Consider the following 17,265-nt stretch of genomic DNA (forward strand, 5'->3'; position numbering starts at 1 on the left):
GAGTAAACATTGGGTCGCAGGTTCGAATCCTGCCTTTTCCCCCGAAAAGGAGAGGTAGCTCAGCAGGTAGAGCAAATGCACGGAAGATTCTGAAAAAAATTACCTTGATTGATATAAAAGAGTGCCGTAGAAAAGGCCTACTTCGGTTTAATTTGGTTCGACTCCAGAAGGTCATGAAAGTGATCTTGTACAAGTCTTTTCGAATCTTGCCTCTTTTTATTTTAAAAATAAACAAGTGCCGTAGAAAAATGTTACTTCGCTCATCACGACGGGGTCACGGGTTCGAGTCCCGTCTCTTCCACAACAAAAAACACAGTCTATAATAGGAAGAGTAGCTCAGTTGGTTAGAGCACGACTACATTATTCGCGTATTGCCTTGTTTTCATAATATAAGGAGCCGGAAGTGGGACGTTGAAAGATTTCTTTGTATCATAATTTTCTATAAAGTCAGAGTAATTTTCAGACTTTACGATCTTTCTTCTTTCCACTTCCAGCTTCTTTATAACTATTGTAAAGTGTCGTTAGGAAAAAATTCATCGTAACACAATCATGGGAGGAATAGCGAAGCCGGTCACTCCGGCAAGGTTATCCGGTTCGACTCCGGCATACGTACAGCCCGGTTTTTTCCTTATTATTACCTTTAAAAAATGCCGGTAGATTACTTACCGGCATTTTTCATTGTATCTTCAAGCTCTTCTTCAAACATCCCTTTCCATTTCGAAAGCGTAGTTCTGCTTATTTTATATTTTCTGGACATATAGCTTGTGGAATGACCGTGTTTTTTCTGATACTGCAGCAATTTTAGCATCGTCTGCCGGTCATACGTTTTGAGCTTTTGGTTTTCTCTGGACTGTTTGAACAGTTTCTCGTTGAACTTAAGTACATCCTCACTGGTATGAAGCTTTTCAAGAAGCTCTTTAACCTTTGGATCCTTTAGCTTTTCAGGATATTCCATTCTGAGCATATCCATATATATTTTCTTGTAATTCGGGCGCATGTCTTATCTGTTTATCCGTTTGCATTGTCACCCTTCTGAAGCCATCTGTGGAGGGTGCTTTTCGGAATGGAATATTCTTTAATGACTTCGCTTTGGGTCATCTCACCGGAAAGAATCCTTTTCATGATAAAGTCTTTGATTTCCTGAGTGTAAATGTTTTTTCTGAAGTAAGGCGTTTTTTCAGATTTCTGTTGGTTCTTGTTGATGGCAGACGGTGGAGCATATAAAATCAAATGTGAGCTGTAGAGTCTGAAAAAATCGTATTCCAATAATTTGCTCCATCTTAAAAGAAGATCTGTATCCATTGATCTGCTGTCATACATCATTTCGACAGCCTCTTCATCTTTACTCAAAAATTTGCATATCCTCTCTGCTGTTATTTCATTTTCATCAACCCTCTCCTTAATAAATTTCCCAATATGGATTTCTTTATATAACATTTTTACTGAATATTGTTCTTTTGTTTAAACTTATATATAAAAAAACGAAAACAGGCGATATATTATTTTGAATAACAGGAAACAATTCACAAGAAATTGAAATTGATAAAAGATATAACGTATGATTTAAGAATACTAAAATAGGCTTCATAAGACAATTCATCTTAGAAAACAGATTTATATACATACCAAACATCTTAAAAAACAGGCGGGTAGGGATCACCTTAATCTACTTGGATATATTCTTTATTTTCAATGGGTTTCTTCTTCTTCTCTTCCAAACTTCTTTTCCTGCCATTTGTGTGAAATAATATATAACCTATTAAGGTTTTACATAATTCTATGAGTAAAAGCTATAGATAAATTGATATACAGCTTTTTACACAATGAATTTTTAATTAGTACCAAATAATTGCTTATTCGCTTTCAAATGTAAACAAAAATAAGACGTAAAAATAGTTGAAAATGTAAAAATCATACTTTATATATTTATTTTAATTAAAATTAACATATTATAAGAACCAATGTGTGAATTATTCAAGATGATAGATAGGGCAGTGAAAAAATCATAAAAAGAAAAAATTGTATACCATCGGGACAGTCCATACCTTTGCCTATCAATGAAAAATACTATAAGCTTATTCGATTTTTCAAAAAAAATCAATTATAAAAATGAACTGCTGGCTGGCTTTACTGTGGCTATGACGATGATTCCGGAATCTCTATCATTTGCGATTCTTGCGGGGTTGTCTCCACTTACGGGGTTGTATGCGGCCTTCATGATGGGACTTGTAACTGCAGTCTTGGGAGGACGCCCGGGAATGGTTTCCGGAGGAGCAGGAGCAACGATCGTTGTATTAATCGCCCTGATACAATCTCATGGAGTAGAATATCTTTTTGCCACTGTAGCCCTTGCCGGAATCCTTCAGATGATGGTAGGAATCTTTAAACTCGGGAAATTTGTGAGACTGATTCCGCAGCCTGTTATGTATGGATTCCTGAACGGATTGGCCATTATTATTTTCATGGCTCAGGTAGAACAGTTCAAAATTACTGACAGCAGTGGAGCGGTAAGCTGGCTGCAGGGAATGCCTTTGTACATCATGGCGGGTTTAACTGCCCTCACGATTGCCGTGGTCTACTTTTTTCCAAAAATAACGAAAGCAGTTCCTGCCTCTCTGGTGGCTATTATCATCGTATTTGCTGTAGTCCTTGGGTTTAATATTCCAACAAAAACAGTAGCAGACATTGCCCATATCAGTGGAAATCTTCCCAGTTTTCACATTCCCCAGATTCCTTTCTCCCTGGAAACTTTACAGATTATTTTTCCCTATGCTTTAATCATGGCCGGAGTAGGACTTATTGAATCCCTTCTGACATTATCCATGGTGGATGAAATTACCAATACCAAAGGAAGCGCCAATAAAGAATCCGTAGCTCAGGGATTGGCAAATATTACCAATGGTTTCTTTGGCGGAATGGGTGGATGTGCGATGGTAGCACAGACTTTGGTGAATCTTAATGCAGGTTCCAGAGCGAGATTGTCAGGAATAATAGCATCGCTTCTTATTTTAATAATCATTCTTTGTGGAGCACCTGTCATTGAAAAAATTCCCATGGCTGCTCTGGTAGGAGTTATGATGATGGTAGCAATCAGTACTTTCCAGTGGGTATCCATCAGGATTGTGAATAAAATGCCGAAGTCTGATATTTTTGTAGGAGTTACCGTAGCGTTGATTACGGTGATTCTGCATAACCTGGCTTTAGCGGTTTTAGTAGGAGTTATCATTTCAGCATTGGTTTTTGCCTGGGATAATGCTAAAAGAATTAGGGCGAGAAAATATATTGATGAAAATGGAATAAAGTATTACGAAATATACGGACCTCTATTTTTTGGTTCTGTGACAGCATTTACAGATAAATTTGATCCGGTGAACGATCCGGAGCAGGTAGTTGTTGATTTTAAAGAAAGCCGTATTGTAGATATGAGTGCAATAGATGCTCTGGACAAGCTATCCAAACGCTATAAACAGGAAAATAAAACAGTACATCTGCGGCATCTCAGTGAAGACTGCCGGAAAATCCTTAAAAATGCAGAAGCTGTAGTAGAAGTGAGCATTCAGGAAGATCCAACTTATAAGGTGATGCCGGAAAAGTAGGGGAGAAGTCAATAGTGAATTTTGCTTCGCAAGTGAATAGTGAATTTTTGCAGTAGAGAAAAAATTGACAAGCGTCAGCGAATTGACGATTGACTTTTCACAACAAAATTACCCAACAAACCAAACAAGGACTGTAAGAAAAAATCTACAGTCCTTGCTTGTTTAGGTGATTAATGTATTCGCAATAAAATCAGGCACTAAAGCATAGCGCGACAATTTCATGCTGATGGAAGCTCTTCCGCTTGTCAGCGTTCTCAGATCAGAAATATATCCGAAAGTTGAAGCTAACGGAACTTCCGCTGCAAAAATCTTTCTTCCTGATTTTTCATCAATAGAAGTAATTATTCCTCTTCTTCTGTTGATATCCGCTGTGACAGCTCCCGTATATTCCTCAATACTTTGGATCTCAACCTGCATGATAGGTTCCAAAAATTTAGGACTGCATCCTTTTGCAGCTGCTTTGAAACCTTCTCTCGCTGCAATTTCAAAATCAAATGCTGCAGAATCCTGAGCGTGGAAAGAACCGTCCAGAAGAGTGATCTTCATGTTTTCAAGAGGATATCCCTTCAGTGGCCCATGTTCCATGGCTTCTCTGAATCCTTTTTCAACAGAAGGAATAAATTCAGTGGGGATAGCTCCTCCTTTAATCATGTTGATGAATTCCAATCCATATTCATGATCATCCCTTGGTCCTATTTCAAAAGTGATATCAGCAAACTGACCGCTTCCTCCGTTTTGTTTGGAAAGCTTTTCCCTGTAAATTCTTGTTTCCGTTAAGACCTCACGGTAAGAAACTTTTGGTTTTCCCTGATTAATTTCAATACCATGGTTCAGACGGATTTTCTCCAAAGTAACCTCAAGATGAAGTTCTCCCAATCCACTTAATAAAGTTTCTCCGGTCTGCGGATCTCTTTCAACCACCAAAGAAGGATCTTCTTCCTGAATTTTTGCCAGCACCAAACCAAAGGACTTCTCATCACCATTGGTTTTCGGTTCAATAGCGACTCTAATAACGGGAGTTGGAATCGTAATCGCTTCCAGTAATATCGGTTGGTCTGTAGAAGATAAAGAATCTCCGGTCTTGGCATCCTTTATTCCTGTTAGAGCAACAATATCTCCTGCTTTAGCTTCTTCCATGGATAATGTCTTATCGGACTGCATTTGTAAAATTCTGGAAATCCTGAAACTTTCACCCGTTCTTACATTCAGTAAGGTATCTCCGGATTGTATCGCTCCGGAATATACACGAAGCATAGCCAGTCTTCCCATATGTTTATCGATCACGACTTTAAAAACAAGTCCTGAAAAAGCAGCAGCTTCATTTCTTTCCAATGTTACCGTTTCTTCCGTATAAGGATCCGTTCCCTGTAGGTCAGCAAGCTGATCAGGAGCCGGAAGATAAGTTACGACAGCATCAAGAAGAGGCTGGATCCCTTTGTTTTTAAAGGCAGAACCACAGAGAACAGGTACAGCTGATCCGGATCTGCAGACTCTTTGTATAGCTCCTGATATCATTTCAACGGTGATACTTTGTTCATCATCCATAAAGATCTCGAAAAAAGTCTCATCATATTCTGCCAAAGTTTCCAGTAATATCGTTCTGTATTCCTCTGCTTCAGCAATAGAATGATCTGGGATTTCTTTTTCCACGATGGTTTCTCCGTTTTCATCTGTCCAGTTTAATGCTTTCATTTTGACCAAATCAATGACCCCTTCAAAATGTACTTCAGCTCCAATCGGAATCTGAAGAGCAAGAGGAACGGCATTCAGTTTAGTTCTTATCTCATGAAGAACAGCGAAGAAATCGGCTCCAATTCTGTCCATTTTATTGATGAAGCAAATTTTGGATGTTCCGTGTTTTTCAGCCTGAAACCAAACATTCTCAGTCTGTGGCTGTACTCCTGAAGAAGCACAGAAAACAGCAACAACGCTATCCAGAACTCTTAGAGAACGTTCCACTTCCACGGCAAAATCAATGTGTCCAGGAGTATCAATAATGTTGATATTATACACATTATTATCTTTTTTCCATTGAGTAGAAATGGCAGCAGAAGAAATTGTAATCCCTCTGCTTCTTTCCTGAATATCCTTATCCATGGTGGTATTTCCATCATCTACATTACCAATTTTATGAATGAGTCCTGTGTAATAAAGAATTCGTTCCGATAAAGTTGTTTTTCCTGCATCTACATGTGCTATGATCCCTATATTTCGTGTGTTGTATTTCATTTTTTTTGATTTAAATTGTTGATTTTTAGATCTGTGTTGAGAAAAGATTCTGAAAAAAATGAGCACAAAATACACTCCGGACTTATGAAGCCGGCAAAACATTTTTGTATTTTGTATCAAAGGGAAATTTTCAGAGATCTTAACAAAAAACAGAAGTTCTTTGAATTGTTAAAGTCTGAAAATAGGGCAGCAAAAAAGACCTATCCGAATAGACAGGTCTTCAATATATTTTTGGGTATAAAAGATCTATAGAACTATTCAGATAAATATTCAGTGCTGCCAAAGAACACAGCTCTGACAGGATTACTTAAGTTTATAATATTTATCATTTTTGTTGACATTGTTGATTGTTAATCGGTTGCGAAATTATAATTTTTTTTTGATTTTCAAAGAATTTTTAAAAATATTTTTTTGTGGATTGATAGTAAACACTTCGTCAATCACCTTCTGGGAACCTGTCAAAATCATGGGATTTCATAAAAATATCTTAAAACAGATATGGAACGTAATGCTTTTATGATAAATATTTTATCTTTGGGAAGAATAGTATTGTAAACACTTTTTGATGATTAAAAAATTTTAAATCTTTTTCAAGAAGCTAAATAAAAACTTTTAACTTAAAACCTATTGAAAACAGATATCGACATCCACAACCACTGTCACTTTTCCTTTGACCTGTGGCTCACTTTAATCAAATCTCATCCTGAATTTAAGGCAAAAAGAGTTGAGCTGTTCTCCTCATTTTTCAACGTAGAAAAACCGATAGAGGAAGTTGCGAAAACCGTAAAATATTATGATGATCTTTGTAATACCATCAATGAAGTTACTGGTGGGAATATAGATACTTTTGAAATTTATCTGATGATTCTTGGTGCTCTGGATGTAGATGTAAAACGATTGAATAAGGAAAAACTTAATGCGTTTTACAGTAAAAGCGAAGATTTATTTCTGGAATATAAGCCGGTTGTAATTTTTGAAAATATCCACCATTTTTTTGAGGATATCAAAAATCAAGGAAAGACAATTAATATTCTGAGTAATACAGGCTTTATCAAAGGAAAAACAATGAGGAAATTTCTGATCCATGAAAATCTGGATCAGTACATAGATTTTCATATCTATTCTGATGAAATCAACTGTTCCAAACCGAATCCGCTTATTTTCCAGGAAGTGAAGAATAAGCTTAAAGATCAGGATTTGCCGCTGCATCAGATCCTGCATATCGGAGACAATCCGGTGGCAGACTATCAGGGAGCAAAAGACTTCGGTTTCAGTGCACATTTACTTAAACACTAAAAATAAACATGAATAAAAGATACAGCTTACACCACATTCATTCGGCGGATGAGTTCACTTTCTCCCCTGCGGAATACAGCTATTTCAAATATGGCGATAAGTCGTATGCTGAAAAATTTGCCAAAGAATTATTCGATGGATTTATTTCTGAAAATGAGGAACTTTTAAATACCGATAAAGAGATTGTTGTGCTGCCAAGCCCTTATATGGCTATTCCTACGGCATCCAACTTTTTATGCTTTTACTTTAAAAAACACCTGGATTTTTATCTGTTTCAGAAAGGAAAGAAGTCAAGTATTTTATCTAAGATCAATCGTAATCATACGTATATCACAGATTACGGCAATCTTAATTTTGAAGATCGTAAAAATCTGATCGCAAATGATACTTATTACATCGATAAAGATTTTTTGAGAGGAAAACTTTGTATTTTTATAGACGATATAAAAATCACTGGAAGTCATGAATATACGGTCAACAGAATTTTGAATGAATATGATGTGGAGGCGGACTTTATGTTCATGTATTATGCTGAACTGATGAATTTTGACCTTGATCCTAAAATTGAAAACTTTTTCAATTACTATGCAGTAAAAAATGTGAACCATGTTGCAGAAGTGATGAATAAAGAAAGTTTTCAGTTCAATACAAGGATTGTAAAATATATTTTAGGACTGGAATCAAGTAATTTTGATTATCTTACGTCTAAAGTAAAAAGAGAACAGATGGACCTGCTTTTGGAGCTGGCGATCAGTAACAATTATCATTTAATAAAAGAATACGAAAATAACATCAATACTTTAACACAAACGGAATTATATTATGGCTATTAACTTACAAAAAGGACAAAGAGAAAATATTAACGCACCTAAATTCACTGTAGGTTTAGGATGGGATATCAATAATACTTCTACAGGAACAGGGTTTGACCTTGATGCTTCTTTATTTTTGCTTGGGGACGACAAAAAATTAGTTTCAGATAATCACTTTATTTTCTATAACAACCTTGAGTCTCCGGACAAATCTGTAATCCATACAGGAGATAACCTTACAGGAGAAGGAGCAGGTGACGATGAGCAGATCAAAATTGATCTTACAAAAATTGATGATGCGATTAAAGAAATTACAGTAGTAGTAACTATTCACGAAGCAGATTCAAGAAAACAAAACTTTGGACAGGTAAGAAATTCTTTCATCAGAATTTTCAATACAGATACGAATGAAGAGATCTTAAAGTATGAATTAGATGAAGATTTCTCAATCGAAACGGCTGTAGAATTCGGAAGAATCTACAACAGAAACGGAGAATGGAAATTTGAGGCTGTAGGTGCAGGACAGAGAGACGGCCTTGAGAAGTTTGTATCAATTTATCAGAAGTAATCATGGACAATCAGGAAAATCAACCCATAGATCCGCTGGGATCAATAGAACCTCTTAAAACCTTTGAACCCACTCCAATGGTTCCGCCAACACCGGCTCAGCCTGTTCAAAATGCAGCACCGGCAGTGCTTGTGGATAGAGAAGGGAATGTAAATCTGACTCAGCTGCAGTCAGAAGAACGTGAGAAATATGAAGTTCTTGCAAACTCTATTGACGAAGCCAATCCCGGTTCTATCGTGAATTTCGGGGCAGAGCTTCAGAAAACATTAACCAACCAGAGTGACAGCTTCTTAGGAAATGTAAGAAGATCCAACTCAGGAGAAGTAGGAGGGCTTATCAATGATCTTTTGGTGGAGCTTAACTATGTAGATGTAGAAGAACTTAACGGAAATAAAGTAAAAAGTTTCCTGAGCAAATTACCCTTCATGAAAAAGGTAATGACTCAGGTAGAAAACCTGTTTGCTAAATACGATAAGATCATCAACAATATCGAACAGATTTCTTATAAAGTAAATGCAGGAATCATTACTTCTACAAAAGATAATGCTGTCCTTCAGACCATCTTTGAAAGCAATGTGAATTCTATTAAGCAGATTGAAGGTCTTGTGATTGCAGGAAATATAAGAATGGAAAGAGCTGCTGCAGAACTTGCACAGATGGAAACGAATCCTCAGAATTTTCAGGATTATCAGATTGCTGATAAGAGAGATTTCATTGCAAGATTAGACAGAAGAATGGCCGATCTTAAAGTGGTGCGTGTGATCATGATGCAGTCGCTTCCACAGATCAGACTGGTACAGAATAACAACGTTTCTATTGCTGAAAAAGCACAGACTATTCTTACCACTACACTTCCTGTTTGGAAAAACCAGCTTTCACTGGCTGTAGCAATGTACAGACAACAGCAGAATATTGAGATCCAGCAGAAAGTATCTTCTACTACAGAAGAAATCTTAAGAAAGAATGCAGAGCGTCTTGGTCAGAATTCAATAAATGTTGCCAGAGCAAACGAACAAACTATTGTATCTGTAGAAACATTGAAAGAAACAACGTCAATGCTTATCAATACACTGAATGAAGTGAAACAAATCCAGAAACAGGGAGCAGATAACAGAAGAAAACTGGATCAGGATCTTCAGACATTGGAGCATGAACTTAAAGCGAATGTCAGAGGTTAATTTATAGAATACTAAGGTGGGGGATGATGCAGCAACCATATTGTCGCAAAGCAAAAGAAGATTAACAAAGCTTAAGCTTCTCGCTAATTTTTTTGAACATATTGATATCATATCAATTTATATCAAAACAGATATTATCCACAATCTGTTCCAGGAAAATACGGCTTTGGATTACAATAAACTGGAACTTTTCCACCTGCAGTATACGGACAGCCTCATAGAACTTCTGACTAAAATTAAAAAGCAGAAGGAAAATGATATGCTGGCGGTCATCAATGAAATTAACATCAACAGTAAATATATTTCAGGTTTTGAAGAAAGACAGGTAGACAGTTTTCAGACCGACAGGAAAATGTACAGCGGTGTATTTTCCCAACATCTGAAAACGTTGTATAAAGATCTTACGGAAGATAGTTTTACAGCCAATTGGGATAATGTATTATACTTTCATAAAAAATATGCTCAGGAATTTTACAGAACGGAAGCAGATGAAACACTGTTGAAATCCGATTCATTTCCCGCATATCAGTATAAAGATTACTCTATTGAAAGAAAACTGTTAGGAAGGCTTAATATACAAGGGTTTAAAGTCCGTTTTGTATGTGGTTACCTCATTGGAACCCATGATTATGAACTTTTCAAAATCTTTCAGTCTGATGATCATTTTATTTTCAGTGTTGACGAAAAGAAATTGTATCTTTTTGACAAAGAACTGGACAAGCTGGATATTTCTGAAAATCAATCGAATCAGAGTTCCATTATTGATCAGCTGAAAAGTAAAAATGAACTGCTGGAACACAGTATGAACGAAAGAAAACGTACGTTGCCGGCAGAAGTGGAAGGGGTTTTGAAAGACTATATCAAAAACCTGGAAAATATGGATATTATGAGCAAAATATTTGATTTTGACGAAGAAACAAATATTCTGCGGGCAATGCTTAATTTGAATTTGAACAATAACTAAGACGAAATTTGAAAGCAAAGAAGATTCACTTTTTTGCAAAATGTAAATAATAACTAAACATAAAAAGATGGCTATCAACTTACAAAAAGGTCAGAGAATTAACCTTAAAAAAGAAAATGGTGCTGAACTTTCCCAGGCTTGTGTAGGAATCAACTGGGGAGCAATTGAAAAGAAAGGATTTTTTGGAACTAAAAAAGAAGCAGTAGACTTAGATGGAAGCTGTATTTTATATGATTCAAACAAAAACGTTACTGAAGTAATCTATTTTGGAAATCTTAAATCCAGAAATGGATCTGTAAGACACAGTGGAGATGACCTTACGGGTGACGTAGATGGAGATGACGGATTGGATAACGAAGTAATCACAGTAGATTTCAGCCAGCTGGAGCCCAATGTAGAACATGTGGCAATGGTTTTGAACAGCTACAGAGGTCAGGATTTCGGAACTATTCCTTTTGCTTCTATCCGTATCTATGAAGGAACGCCTACCAATGTGAGAGAAGTTTTTGCAAAATATGATATTGCCAATGATGCTTCTTTCAACGGGCATGTTGCCATGGTAATGGGGGTTTTCTATAAGAGAAACGGAGAATGGAAATTCAACGCTATAGGAGATCCTACAGCAGATAAAAAACTGGAGCAGACGATCCAGACGGTGCAGATGAATTATCTATAATCAATTGTAAATCAAAAGATAAATAAAATAGCAATATTTGTACTCTGTACATCTATTGCTTTTATCATATAATAACATAACTCAAGTGGAACATCAAAGTATTTTAGAACTGCACCCAGGTCTGGTGTGGGGATTTGCAGTAACAGTCGTTATCATGCTGCTCCTGGACTTAGGGGTATTTAATAAAAAAAGTCACGAAGTATCTTCCAAAGAAGCTACCATATGGTCTATCGTATGGATCTCGCTTTCAATGGTATTTTCAGGAGTGGTGTATTGGGTATTCAATACCGATGGAAGCCCGGAAAGCCATGCTTTGGCAATAGAAAAATTCACACAATATCAGGCTGCCTATTGGATTGAAAAAGCCTTGTCTGTGGATAATTTATTTGTATTTATCCTTGTTTTCGGGTTCTTTAAAGTTCCGAAATACCTTCATCACAAGGTTCTTTTCTGGGGAATCATTGGAGCCCTGATCTTCAGAGCTATCTTCATCTTTGCTGGAGTAGGTTTGATTAACCTGACTTATCTTCCTGAGATGAACATCTTCGGTGAAGCCGTAAAAATCAACGTTGTAATGACATTATTCGGATTATTTCTGGTTTATGCAGGAATCAAATCGTGGGGCGATGGCGGCGATGATGACGATGAAGATTACAGCAATACAGCAGGTGCAAGACTGATCAAAAGTTTCTGGAAAGTTTCCGATAACTATGATGGAGATAAATTCTTCACTATTCAGAACGGTATTAAAATGGCAACTCCTCTTTTAGTGGTAGTAGGTGTTATTGAATTTACTGACGTTCTTTTTGCGGTAGACTCTATTCCGGCTATTTTTGCAATTTCAAATGATCCATTCATCCTTTATACATCGAATATCTTTGCTATTTTAGGATTAAGATCATTATATTTCCTGTTAGCAAACTTTATCCACATGTTCAGCAAACTTCCATATGGATTGGCCATTATCCTTTCCTTCATTGGAGTTAAAATGCTTATTGCACCATGGATTCATATTCCGTCTCCGGTTTCTTTAGGAATTGTAGGAGGAGTATTGGTGATCTCTGTTCTCTTATCGATCATCTTCCCTGAAAAAGAAGAAGAGAAGAAAGAAGAATTAGAAGAAAAATAATTCTATTTAAAAATATATAGAAAGCCTCCTGAATTGAATTCCGGAGGCTTTTTTGTTTGATGTTTTTGTTGGAAAATGCAAAGACGCAAAGGCGTAATGTATTAATATGAATACTGTTTTAAGGCGCAAGAAAATCATAGATTTTCAGCAAGGATAATTACTTATATTAATTATTCGCATTATTCAAAGCCATATTATTAGCGGTATTCAATTTTATCGAAGATGAAATCCTTGCTTTAATATGTGATATTTATAAAAATTTAGCGCCTTTGCGTTTTCCAATCTTACTCCCAATAAAAATATTTTAAAAATAAAAACAGACAGACTGGTATGTATGTTGTTTTTTTTCATACATTTGTTCCAGAAAAGAAAAGCAATATGAAATCTCCAAGAGAAAGAATTATAGAAACCACATTTCAATTGTTTGCAAGACAAGGCTATAATTCTACAGGAATCAATCAGATTATTTCCGAAGCAGAAGTTGCCAAGGCAAGTTTCTATCAGTATTTTAAATCCAAAGAAGACCTATGTGTGGAATTTCTGAATGTGAGACATGATTATTGGTTCAATGAACTCAATATTTTTTTAGCAAAAGAAAAAGATGCAAAATCCAAAACCATCAAAGCTTTCGATTTTTTAGTTTATATGAATGAAAAGGAAAGCTTCCGGGGATGCAGCTTCCTGAATATTCTGTCAGAAATCCCAATGGATAATAGCAAAATCCTAAGTGCTATTCAATCCCATAAAGCAGACCTGAGAAATTTCTTTTTAGAATTATTGAATGATGATGAGCTTTCAGATCATATCTATATGCTTTTTGAGAGCAGTATAATAGAAAGCCAGCTTTTTAAATCAAATGAATTAATTGTAAAATCAAAAAAAATAGTCACCAATTTAATACAATAAATCATGGAACAGAAACATCCGCTTCCGCCTTTCACCCTTGAAACGGCACTGGAAAAAATTCAATTGGCAGAAGATGCCTGGAACAGTCAGGATCCTGAAAAGGTTTCCAAAGCCTATACCATCAACAGTGAATGGAGGAACAGAGATACCTTCGTGAATGGAAGAGAAGATATTGTAGCATTTCTCCAGAAGAAATGGGAAAGAGAGTTTAATTATAAGCTTAAGAAAGAATATTGGGCTCATACAGAAAATCGTATTGCTGTTCGTTTTGAGTATGAATATCAAACCAAAGATGGAAACTGGTTTAGGGCATATGGAAATGAAAACTGGGAGTTTGATGAAAACGGTCTGATGGCAAAAAGATATGCAAGCATCAATGACCTTGCTATCAAAGAAGAAGACCGAAAGTTGAGATAAAATAGAGCAGGCTGTCTTAAAAGTGTCATTCTTCCTTCGTCAGAAATCAAAGATTCGACGTAGTCAATGACATAGACCAAATTATTTGACTTTTGAGACAACCTCTTTTATTTGAGAACAAAACCTTTACATCTGCATGTAAATTCATCACTCATCATTTATAATTCATTATTATTTTAACTGTTTTTCCCATGCAGCAGTTTGTTAATCTTCCTCCTCGTCTGCACGGAAACTTTATAAGCTTCATCGCGGAGTTTCTGTATTTTTCCTATAGGCTGGAAGAATATTTTACTTTCAAAAGGATTGAATGAAAGTAGCTCAGTCGTACAATTATGTGAATCCAACAATGAATTTTTATTGATTCTGACTTCGCCGATTTTGATAAAGGGAGAGTTTTTCCATTCAACATTCAGCCTGTTGATGGGTTGGTCTTTTAAATCATTGCAAATCTGTATCAAAACATCTGCTGCAAAATCATTCGTTTGCAGATAATTTTTTAAAGAATCCTTGACCTTCTGCTTTCTTCCAAAATTCTTATCCACAGATTGAGGACATAGCTTTATTTTGATAATCTGGTCCCCCAAACGGTAGGCACCTACAGAATAATAATCAAAGGACAGAATAAAATCATTTCTCTTCCCGATAAGTTTTATCATATTGCGGAGCATATCCCCAGTGAATAAAGAAGGAATCATTTTAACCATCTGAATACACAAAGGGAATACTTTTCTCCATTGCTTCATATAAAGCTGGTTAATTGCTGTAAACAACTTCAAAAATGTAGAAACAGAATTAATAGGGAACAAAGGAAAATTGACCAATGGATAATTGGCAAGCAATCCACCGTTCTCATCCTTGATCTGTACAGCAAACCCATAAGCCGGAATATCTTTCTTTGAGTTTTTGATTTTCAGCTGAGCATTAGAGAAACGTATGGTAAGGTCAAACTTTTCCTTATCGAAAAAATATTGCAGCGATTCCGGAATATCGGGTTCTATCCAGAATATACCCTTTGCTACCGCATACGTTTTAGCATGGGCATTTCTGGTCGCATAATTGACATCACTGATGGAAGAGGATTGTTCAACAAAATCCGCAATTGTTTTTTTATTGATTTCCAGAAGTTTTTTTTCCTCCTCATTCAGTTCATCAAACTTCTTATTATATTTTAATGGATTTGGCATTTAGTTTTTAAAATTCAATTATAACGCCAAGTTTTGAAATCTGTGTTAAGCAAGTATTACAATTATTTGAATTTTGTGGAAAAGAAGATTGTTAATAAAAAATTATAAGTCAATATGGTTGTATAATTTTAACTGATAATTCATTTAAGTTGTTGATTAGTAGTATTTAATTGTTTTTAATAAGAATGAATTAATAAGATCTTGTTTGATGTTGAAAGACTTGATTTTTTGAGTTTCCATCCTCGAGCTTCCATCTTCCAAGCTTAAAAAAGCCTTATCTTTGTAAAAAATTATAATATGGGAGTAGCAGATATGTTATTTAAACGTAAAAAAGAATTAGCAGAAAAGAACCTGAAAGATGGTAAAGAATATATGGAAGAGTATGGTAAAAGAGAAAGCGTTGTGCAGTTACCAAGCGGCTTGCAATATGAAATTATTACTGAAGGTGATGGAGCAAAACCAGGTCCTAAATCTACTGTAAAATGCCACTATCACGGAACTACCATTTCCGGTAAAGTGTTCGATAGCTCTGTAAAAAGAGGTACACCTGCATCTTTTCCTTTAAACAGAGTAATTTCGGGTTGGACAGAAGCACTTCAGCTAATGCCGGTTGGAAGTAAGTGGAGACTGATTATTCCACCGCATTTAGCCTATGGAGATCAGGAAATCAGCAAAGAAATCGGACCTAACAGTACTCTTATTTTTGAAGTTGAATTGCTGGATATTAAATAATCCTTCTTAAAAATAGATTAAAAATTTACCTGATTTCAGGTAAATTTTTTTATTTGTGTTATATTCGTATTGATAATTGTAAAGAAGAAGAGGAAAATGAAGGAGATACAATATATCAATCCTGCACAAAAAAATGACTGAATGAAAAAACTTTTTTACCTTTTGATTGTTTTCGGGCTTCTTACTTCCTGCGTTTCCAGGAAGAATCAGGCTATTCAGCAGAATATTCTTACGTTGAAAGACAGCTACTGCAAGGCTCCGTTCAAATATAACTACAGTAATAAAGTTCCCTCTCACAATTCTGATTCCATTTTAGCGGCCAATAAAGAATTAAAAGAGATTTTTTCCGATCAGAGTATCCTGATATTAAATGCACTGGATAACCTGGATGAGGTTCATGAAATTATTGATCTTAAAAAAGACTCGTCCCTTGCTTCCCAGATTAAAGTTTTACAGCTAAAGACAAAAATAAACAGTAAAATAACGATTGCTCTTACGGAATTGGATGCTGTGGCCGCAGAATTTGACTGTGAAGGAGAAAGAGTAGCACAGATCGGAAATTATGTGGATAACCTAAATTCGTCAAGAAATAATAAACTGATCCTTTATTCCATTATTGCCGGAGCAGCAGCTTCCATAGCGGGAGGAATTGTACATGATGAGGGCTGGAGTAATGCTATTGACATCGGCGGAGGGGTTCTGGGAGCGGGTTTTGGTCTGGCGACCCTTAATCCAAAAGGGAAAAAAGTGGAGTTTATCCATCAGAGAAATCTTTTGAGAGATATCTGGAGAGAAAAGTTAGAATCTCCCAATTTTCCTCCTTTCATCTGGTATATGTACACAGAGAAAAAATTTTCGAACAGAGAAGAACATTCCATTATCGGGAATATGAAAATGAGATGGCTTCACTATCAGTTTGATGACAATAAAGAAACGGCAGATACATCTGTTATTTTCAGTGATGGCGGATTTTACAGGGCAGATGATCTTCATAACCGTGCGGCCATGCTTAATCAGATGCAGTCTGCAACACGTACCATCAATCAGAACATCAATTATTTATTGCTTGATCTGGATAAATTAATCCTTTAAGAAAAATTTAACTGTAATAAATTTTGTTACAATTAAAAAATGTGTATATTTGCACTGTAATTACAATGAACAATACAAGATTTGCTACGGCAGTACATATTATGACCTTATTGGCGAAAAGTCCTCAGGAGTGGCTTACTTCTGACTGGATGGCGGGTAGTATCAATGTGAATCCGGTGATCGTCCGAAAGGAGATCAGTGTGTTGAAAGAAGCAGGCCTGATTATCAGCAGACAGGGAAAAGAGGGAGGAAGCCAGCTTGCAAAAAATGCAGATGTGATTACAATTTCTGAGATCTATAAAGCCGTAAAAAATACAGAAGTATTAGGGAAAAAAAATCAGAATCCTAATCCGGCATGCAGTGTTGGAAAAGAGATTAACAATCATTTAAATACTTTATTTGAAGAAACAGATCGTTTGGTGGTAAACTTTTTAGGAGACAAGACATTACAAGAATTCACTGACCAGTTCGAATAAAATTTTTTAT

17 protein-coding genes are annotated in these 17,265 nt (G+C 35.9%); 13 read left to right on the forward strand and 4 right to left on the reverse strand.

Going from position 1 to position 17,265, the window contains the following annotated elements; genetic code table 11:
* Nucleotides 1–658: 658 nt before the first annotated feature.
* Both ODR02_RS13505 and ODR02_RS13510 read right to left on the reverse strand, forming a co-directional pair.
* A complete protein-coding gene (locus tag ODR02_RS13505) occupies nt 659–997 on the reverse strand; it encodes a hypothetical protein (protein ID WP_105684283.1) in 339 nt (112 codons plus the stop codon).
* Nucleotides 998–1,008: 11 nt separating this feature from the next.
* Nucleotides 1,009–1,437, reverse strand: a complete 429-nt coding sequence (locus ODR02_RS13510) for a transposase (protein ID WP_105684282.1) — start codon at nt 1,435–1,437, stop codon at nt 1,009–1,011.
* A gap of 620 nt (nt 1,438–2,057) precedes the next feature.
* On the opposite strand from ODR02_RS13510, the gene ODR02_RS13515 reads away from it, so the two are divergent.
* The gene (locus ODR02_RS13515; RefSeq protein WP_309513084.1) at nt 2,058–3,596 is read left to right on the forward strand and encodes a SulP family inorganic anion transporter; all 1,539 of its coding nucleotides are present in this window, start codon (nt 2,058–2,060) and stop codon (nt 3,594–3,596) included.
* A gap of 162 nt (nt 3,597–3,758) precedes the next feature.
* Here ODR02_RS13515 and fusA read toward each other — a convergent pair whose 3' ends face one another.
* Nucleotides 3,759–5,825, reverse strand: a complete 2,067-nt coding sequence (gene fusA / locus ODR02_RS13520; protein WP_309513083.1) for an elongation factor G — start codon at nt 5,823–5,825, stop codon at nt 3,759–3,761.
* 627 nt (nt 5,826–6,452) lie between these two features.
* Between fusA and ODR02_RS13525 the strand changes: the two genes are divergently transcribed.
* The 9 genes from ODR02_RS13525 to ODR02_RS13565 all read left to right on the forward strand — a co-directional run bounded on the left by ODR02_RS13525 (nt 6,453) and on the right by ODR02_RS13565 (nt 13,771).
* Entirely contained in the window at nt 6,453–7,121 is a 669-nt protein-coding gene (locus ODR02_RS13525) for an HAD family hydrolase (protein ID WP_309513082.1), read from the forward strand.
* Nucleotides 7,122–7,129: 8 nt separating this feature from the next.
* Nucleotides 7,130–7,954: a phosphoribosyltransferase family protein gene (locus ODR02_RS13530; protein ID WP_209785911.1), complete on the forward strand. Its 825-nt coding sequence runs from the start codon at nt 7,130–7,132 to the stop codon at nt 7,952–7,954.
* Nucleotides 7,944–8,501 (forward strand): TerD family protein, encoded by a 558-nt coding sequence (locus tag ODR02_RS13535; protein ID WP_047377805.1) that lies wholly within the window; start codon nt 7,944–7,946, stop codon nt 8,499–8,501. Before ODR02_RS13530 ends, ODR02_RS13535 begins: the two co-directional genes overlap by 11 nt.
* A gap of 2 nt (nt 8,502–8,503) precedes the next feature.
* A complete protein-coding gene (locus ODR02_RS13540) occupies nt 8,504–9,679 on the forward strand; it encodes a toxic anion resistance protein (RefSeq protein WP_309513081.1) in 1,176 nt (391 codons plus the stop codon).
* A 16-nt stretch (nt 9,680–9,695) separates the two neighbouring features.
* Nucleotides 9,696–10,643, forward strand: coding sequence for a hypothetical protein (locus ODR02_RS13545; protein WP_209785909.1), 948 nt, complete (start codon nt 9,696–9,698; stop codon nt 10,641–10,643).
* 67 nt (nt 10,644–10,710) lie between these two features.
* Complete coding sequence (locus ODR02_RS13550; protein ID WP_047382295.1) at nt 10,711–11,319, forward strand: TerD family protein; 609 nt, start codon at nt 10,711–10,713, stop codon at nt 11,317–11,319.
* Nucleotides 11,320–11,404: 85 nt separating this feature from the next.
* Nucleotides 11,405–12,448: a TerC/Alx family metal homeostasis membrane protein gene (locus ODR02_RS13555; RefSeq protein WP_209785907.1), complete on the forward strand. Its 1,044-nt coding sequence runs from the start codon at nt 11,405–11,407 to the stop codon at nt 12,446–12,448.
* A 378-nt stretch (nt 12,449–12,826) separates the two neighbouring features.
* A complete protein-coding gene (locus ODR02_RS13560) occupies nt 12,827–13,354 on the forward strand; it encodes a TetR/AcrR family transcriptional regulator (RefSeq protein WP_309513080.1) in 528 nt (175 codons plus the stop codon).
* Nucleotides 13,355–13,357: 3 nt separating this feature from the next.
* Nucleotides 13,358–13,771: a nuclear transport factor 2 family protein gene (locus tag ODR02_RS13565; RefSeq protein ID WP_309513079.1), complete on the forward strand. Its 414-nt coding sequence runs from the start codon at nt 13,358–13,360 to the stop codon at nt 13,769–13,771.
* Nucleotides 13,772–13,947: 176 nt separating this feature from the next.
* Here the strand turns inward: ODR02_RS13565 and ODR02_RS13570 are convergent, their stop codons facing one another.
* Complete coding sequence (locus tag ODR02_RS13570; RefSeq protein WP_309513078.1) at nt 13,948–14,955, reverse strand: catalase; 1,008 nt, start codon at nt 14,953–14,955, stop codon at nt 13,948–13,950.
* Between the two features lie 297 nt (nt 14,956–15,252).
* On the opposite strand from ODR02_RS13570, the gene ODR02_RS13575 reads away from it, so the two are divergent.
* The 3 genes from ODR02_RS13575 to ODR02_RS13585 all read left to right on the forward strand — a co-directional run bounded on the left by ODR02_RS13575 (nt 15,253) and on the right by ODR02_RS13585 (nt 17,255).
* On the forward strand, nt 15,253–15,687 hold the full coding sequence (locus ODR02_RS13575) for an FKBP-type peptidyl-prolyl cis-trans isomerase (RefSeq protein WP_105684271.1): 435 nt from the start codon (nt 15,253–15,255) through the stop codon (nt 15,685–15,687).
* A 141-nt stretch (nt 15,688–15,828) separates the two neighbouring features.
* Nucleotides 15,829–16,779: a hypothetical protein gene (locus ODR02_RS13580; RefSeq protein WP_209785903.1), complete on the forward strand. Its 951-nt coding sequence runs from the start codon at nt 15,829–15,831 to the stop codon at nt 16,777–16,779.
* A gap of 65 nt (nt 16,780–16,844) precedes the next feature.
* Nucleotides 16,845–17,255, forward strand: coding sequence for an Rrf2 family transcriptional regulator (locus ODR02_RS13585; RefSeq protein ID WP_309513077.1), 411 nt, complete (start codon nt 16,845–16,847; stop codon nt 17,253–17,255).
* The last annotated feature ends 10 nt before the right edge of the window (nt 17,256–17,265 follow it).

This window comes from Chryseobacterium sp. CFS2 (genome assembly GCF_036543225.1).
Lineage (GTDB): Bacteria > Bacteroidota > Bacteroidia > Flavobacteriales > Weeksellaceae > Chryseobacterium > Chryseobacterium culicis_A.

Excerpts from the sequence above, each read along its gene's own strand:
- ODR02_RS13505 (WP_105684283.1), bottom strand. The coding sequence starts at position 997 with ATGCGCCCGAATTACAAGAAAATATATATGGATATGCTCAGAATGGAA.
- ODR02_RS13510 (WP_105684282.1), bottom strand. The coding sequence starts at position 1,437 with ATGTTATATAAAGAAATCCATATTGGGAAATTTATTAAGGAGAGGGTT.
- ODR02_RS13515 (WP_309513084.1), top strand. The coding sequence starts at position 2,058 with ATGAAAAATACTATAAGCTTATTCGATTTTTCAAAAAAAATCAATTAT.
- fusA (WP_309513083.1), bottom strand. The coding sequence starts at position 5,825 with ATGAAATACAACACACGAAATATAGGGATCATAGCACATGTAGATGCA.
- ODR02_RS13530 (WP_209785911.1), top strand. The coding sequence starts at position 7,130 with ATGAATAAAAGATACAGCTTACACCACATTCATTCGGCGGATGAGTTC.
- ODR02_RS13535 (WP_047377805.1), top strand. The coding sequence starts at position 7,944 with ATGGCTATTAACTTACAAAAAGGACAAAGAGAAAATATTAACGCACCT.
- ODR02_RS13540 (WP_309513081.1), top strand. The coding sequence starts at position 8,504 with ATGGACAATCAGGAAAATCAACCCATAGATCCGCTGGGATCAATAGAA.
- ODR02_RS13550 (WP_047382295.1), top strand. The coding sequence starts at position 10,711 with ATGGCTATCAACTTACAAAAAGGTCAGAGAATTAACCTTAAAAAAGAA.
- ODR02_RS13560 (WP_309513080.1), top strand. The coding sequence starts at position 12,827 with ATGAAATCTCCAAGAGAAAGAATTATAGAAACCACATTTCAATTGTTT.
- ODR02_RS13565 (WP_309513079.1), top strand. The coding sequence starts at position 13,358 with ATGGAACAGAAACATCCGCTTCCGCCTTTCACCCTTGAAACGGCACTG.
- ODR02_RS13570 (WP_309513078.1), bottom strand. The coding sequence starts at position 14,955 with ATGCCAAATCCATTAAAATATAATAAGAAGTTTGATGAACTGAATGAG.
- ODR02_RS13575 (WP_105684271.1), top strand. The coding sequence starts at position 15,253 with ATGGGAGTAGCAGATATGTTATTTAAACGTAAAAAAGAATTAGCAGAA.
- ODR02_RS13580 (WP_209785903.1), top strand. The coding sequence starts at position 15,829 with ATGAAAAAACTTTTTTACCTTTTGATTGTTTTCGGGCTTCTTACTTCC.
- ODR02_RS13585 (WP_309513077.1), top strand. The coding sequence starts at position 16,845 with ATGAACAATACAAGATTTGCTACGGCAGTACATATTATGACCTTATTG.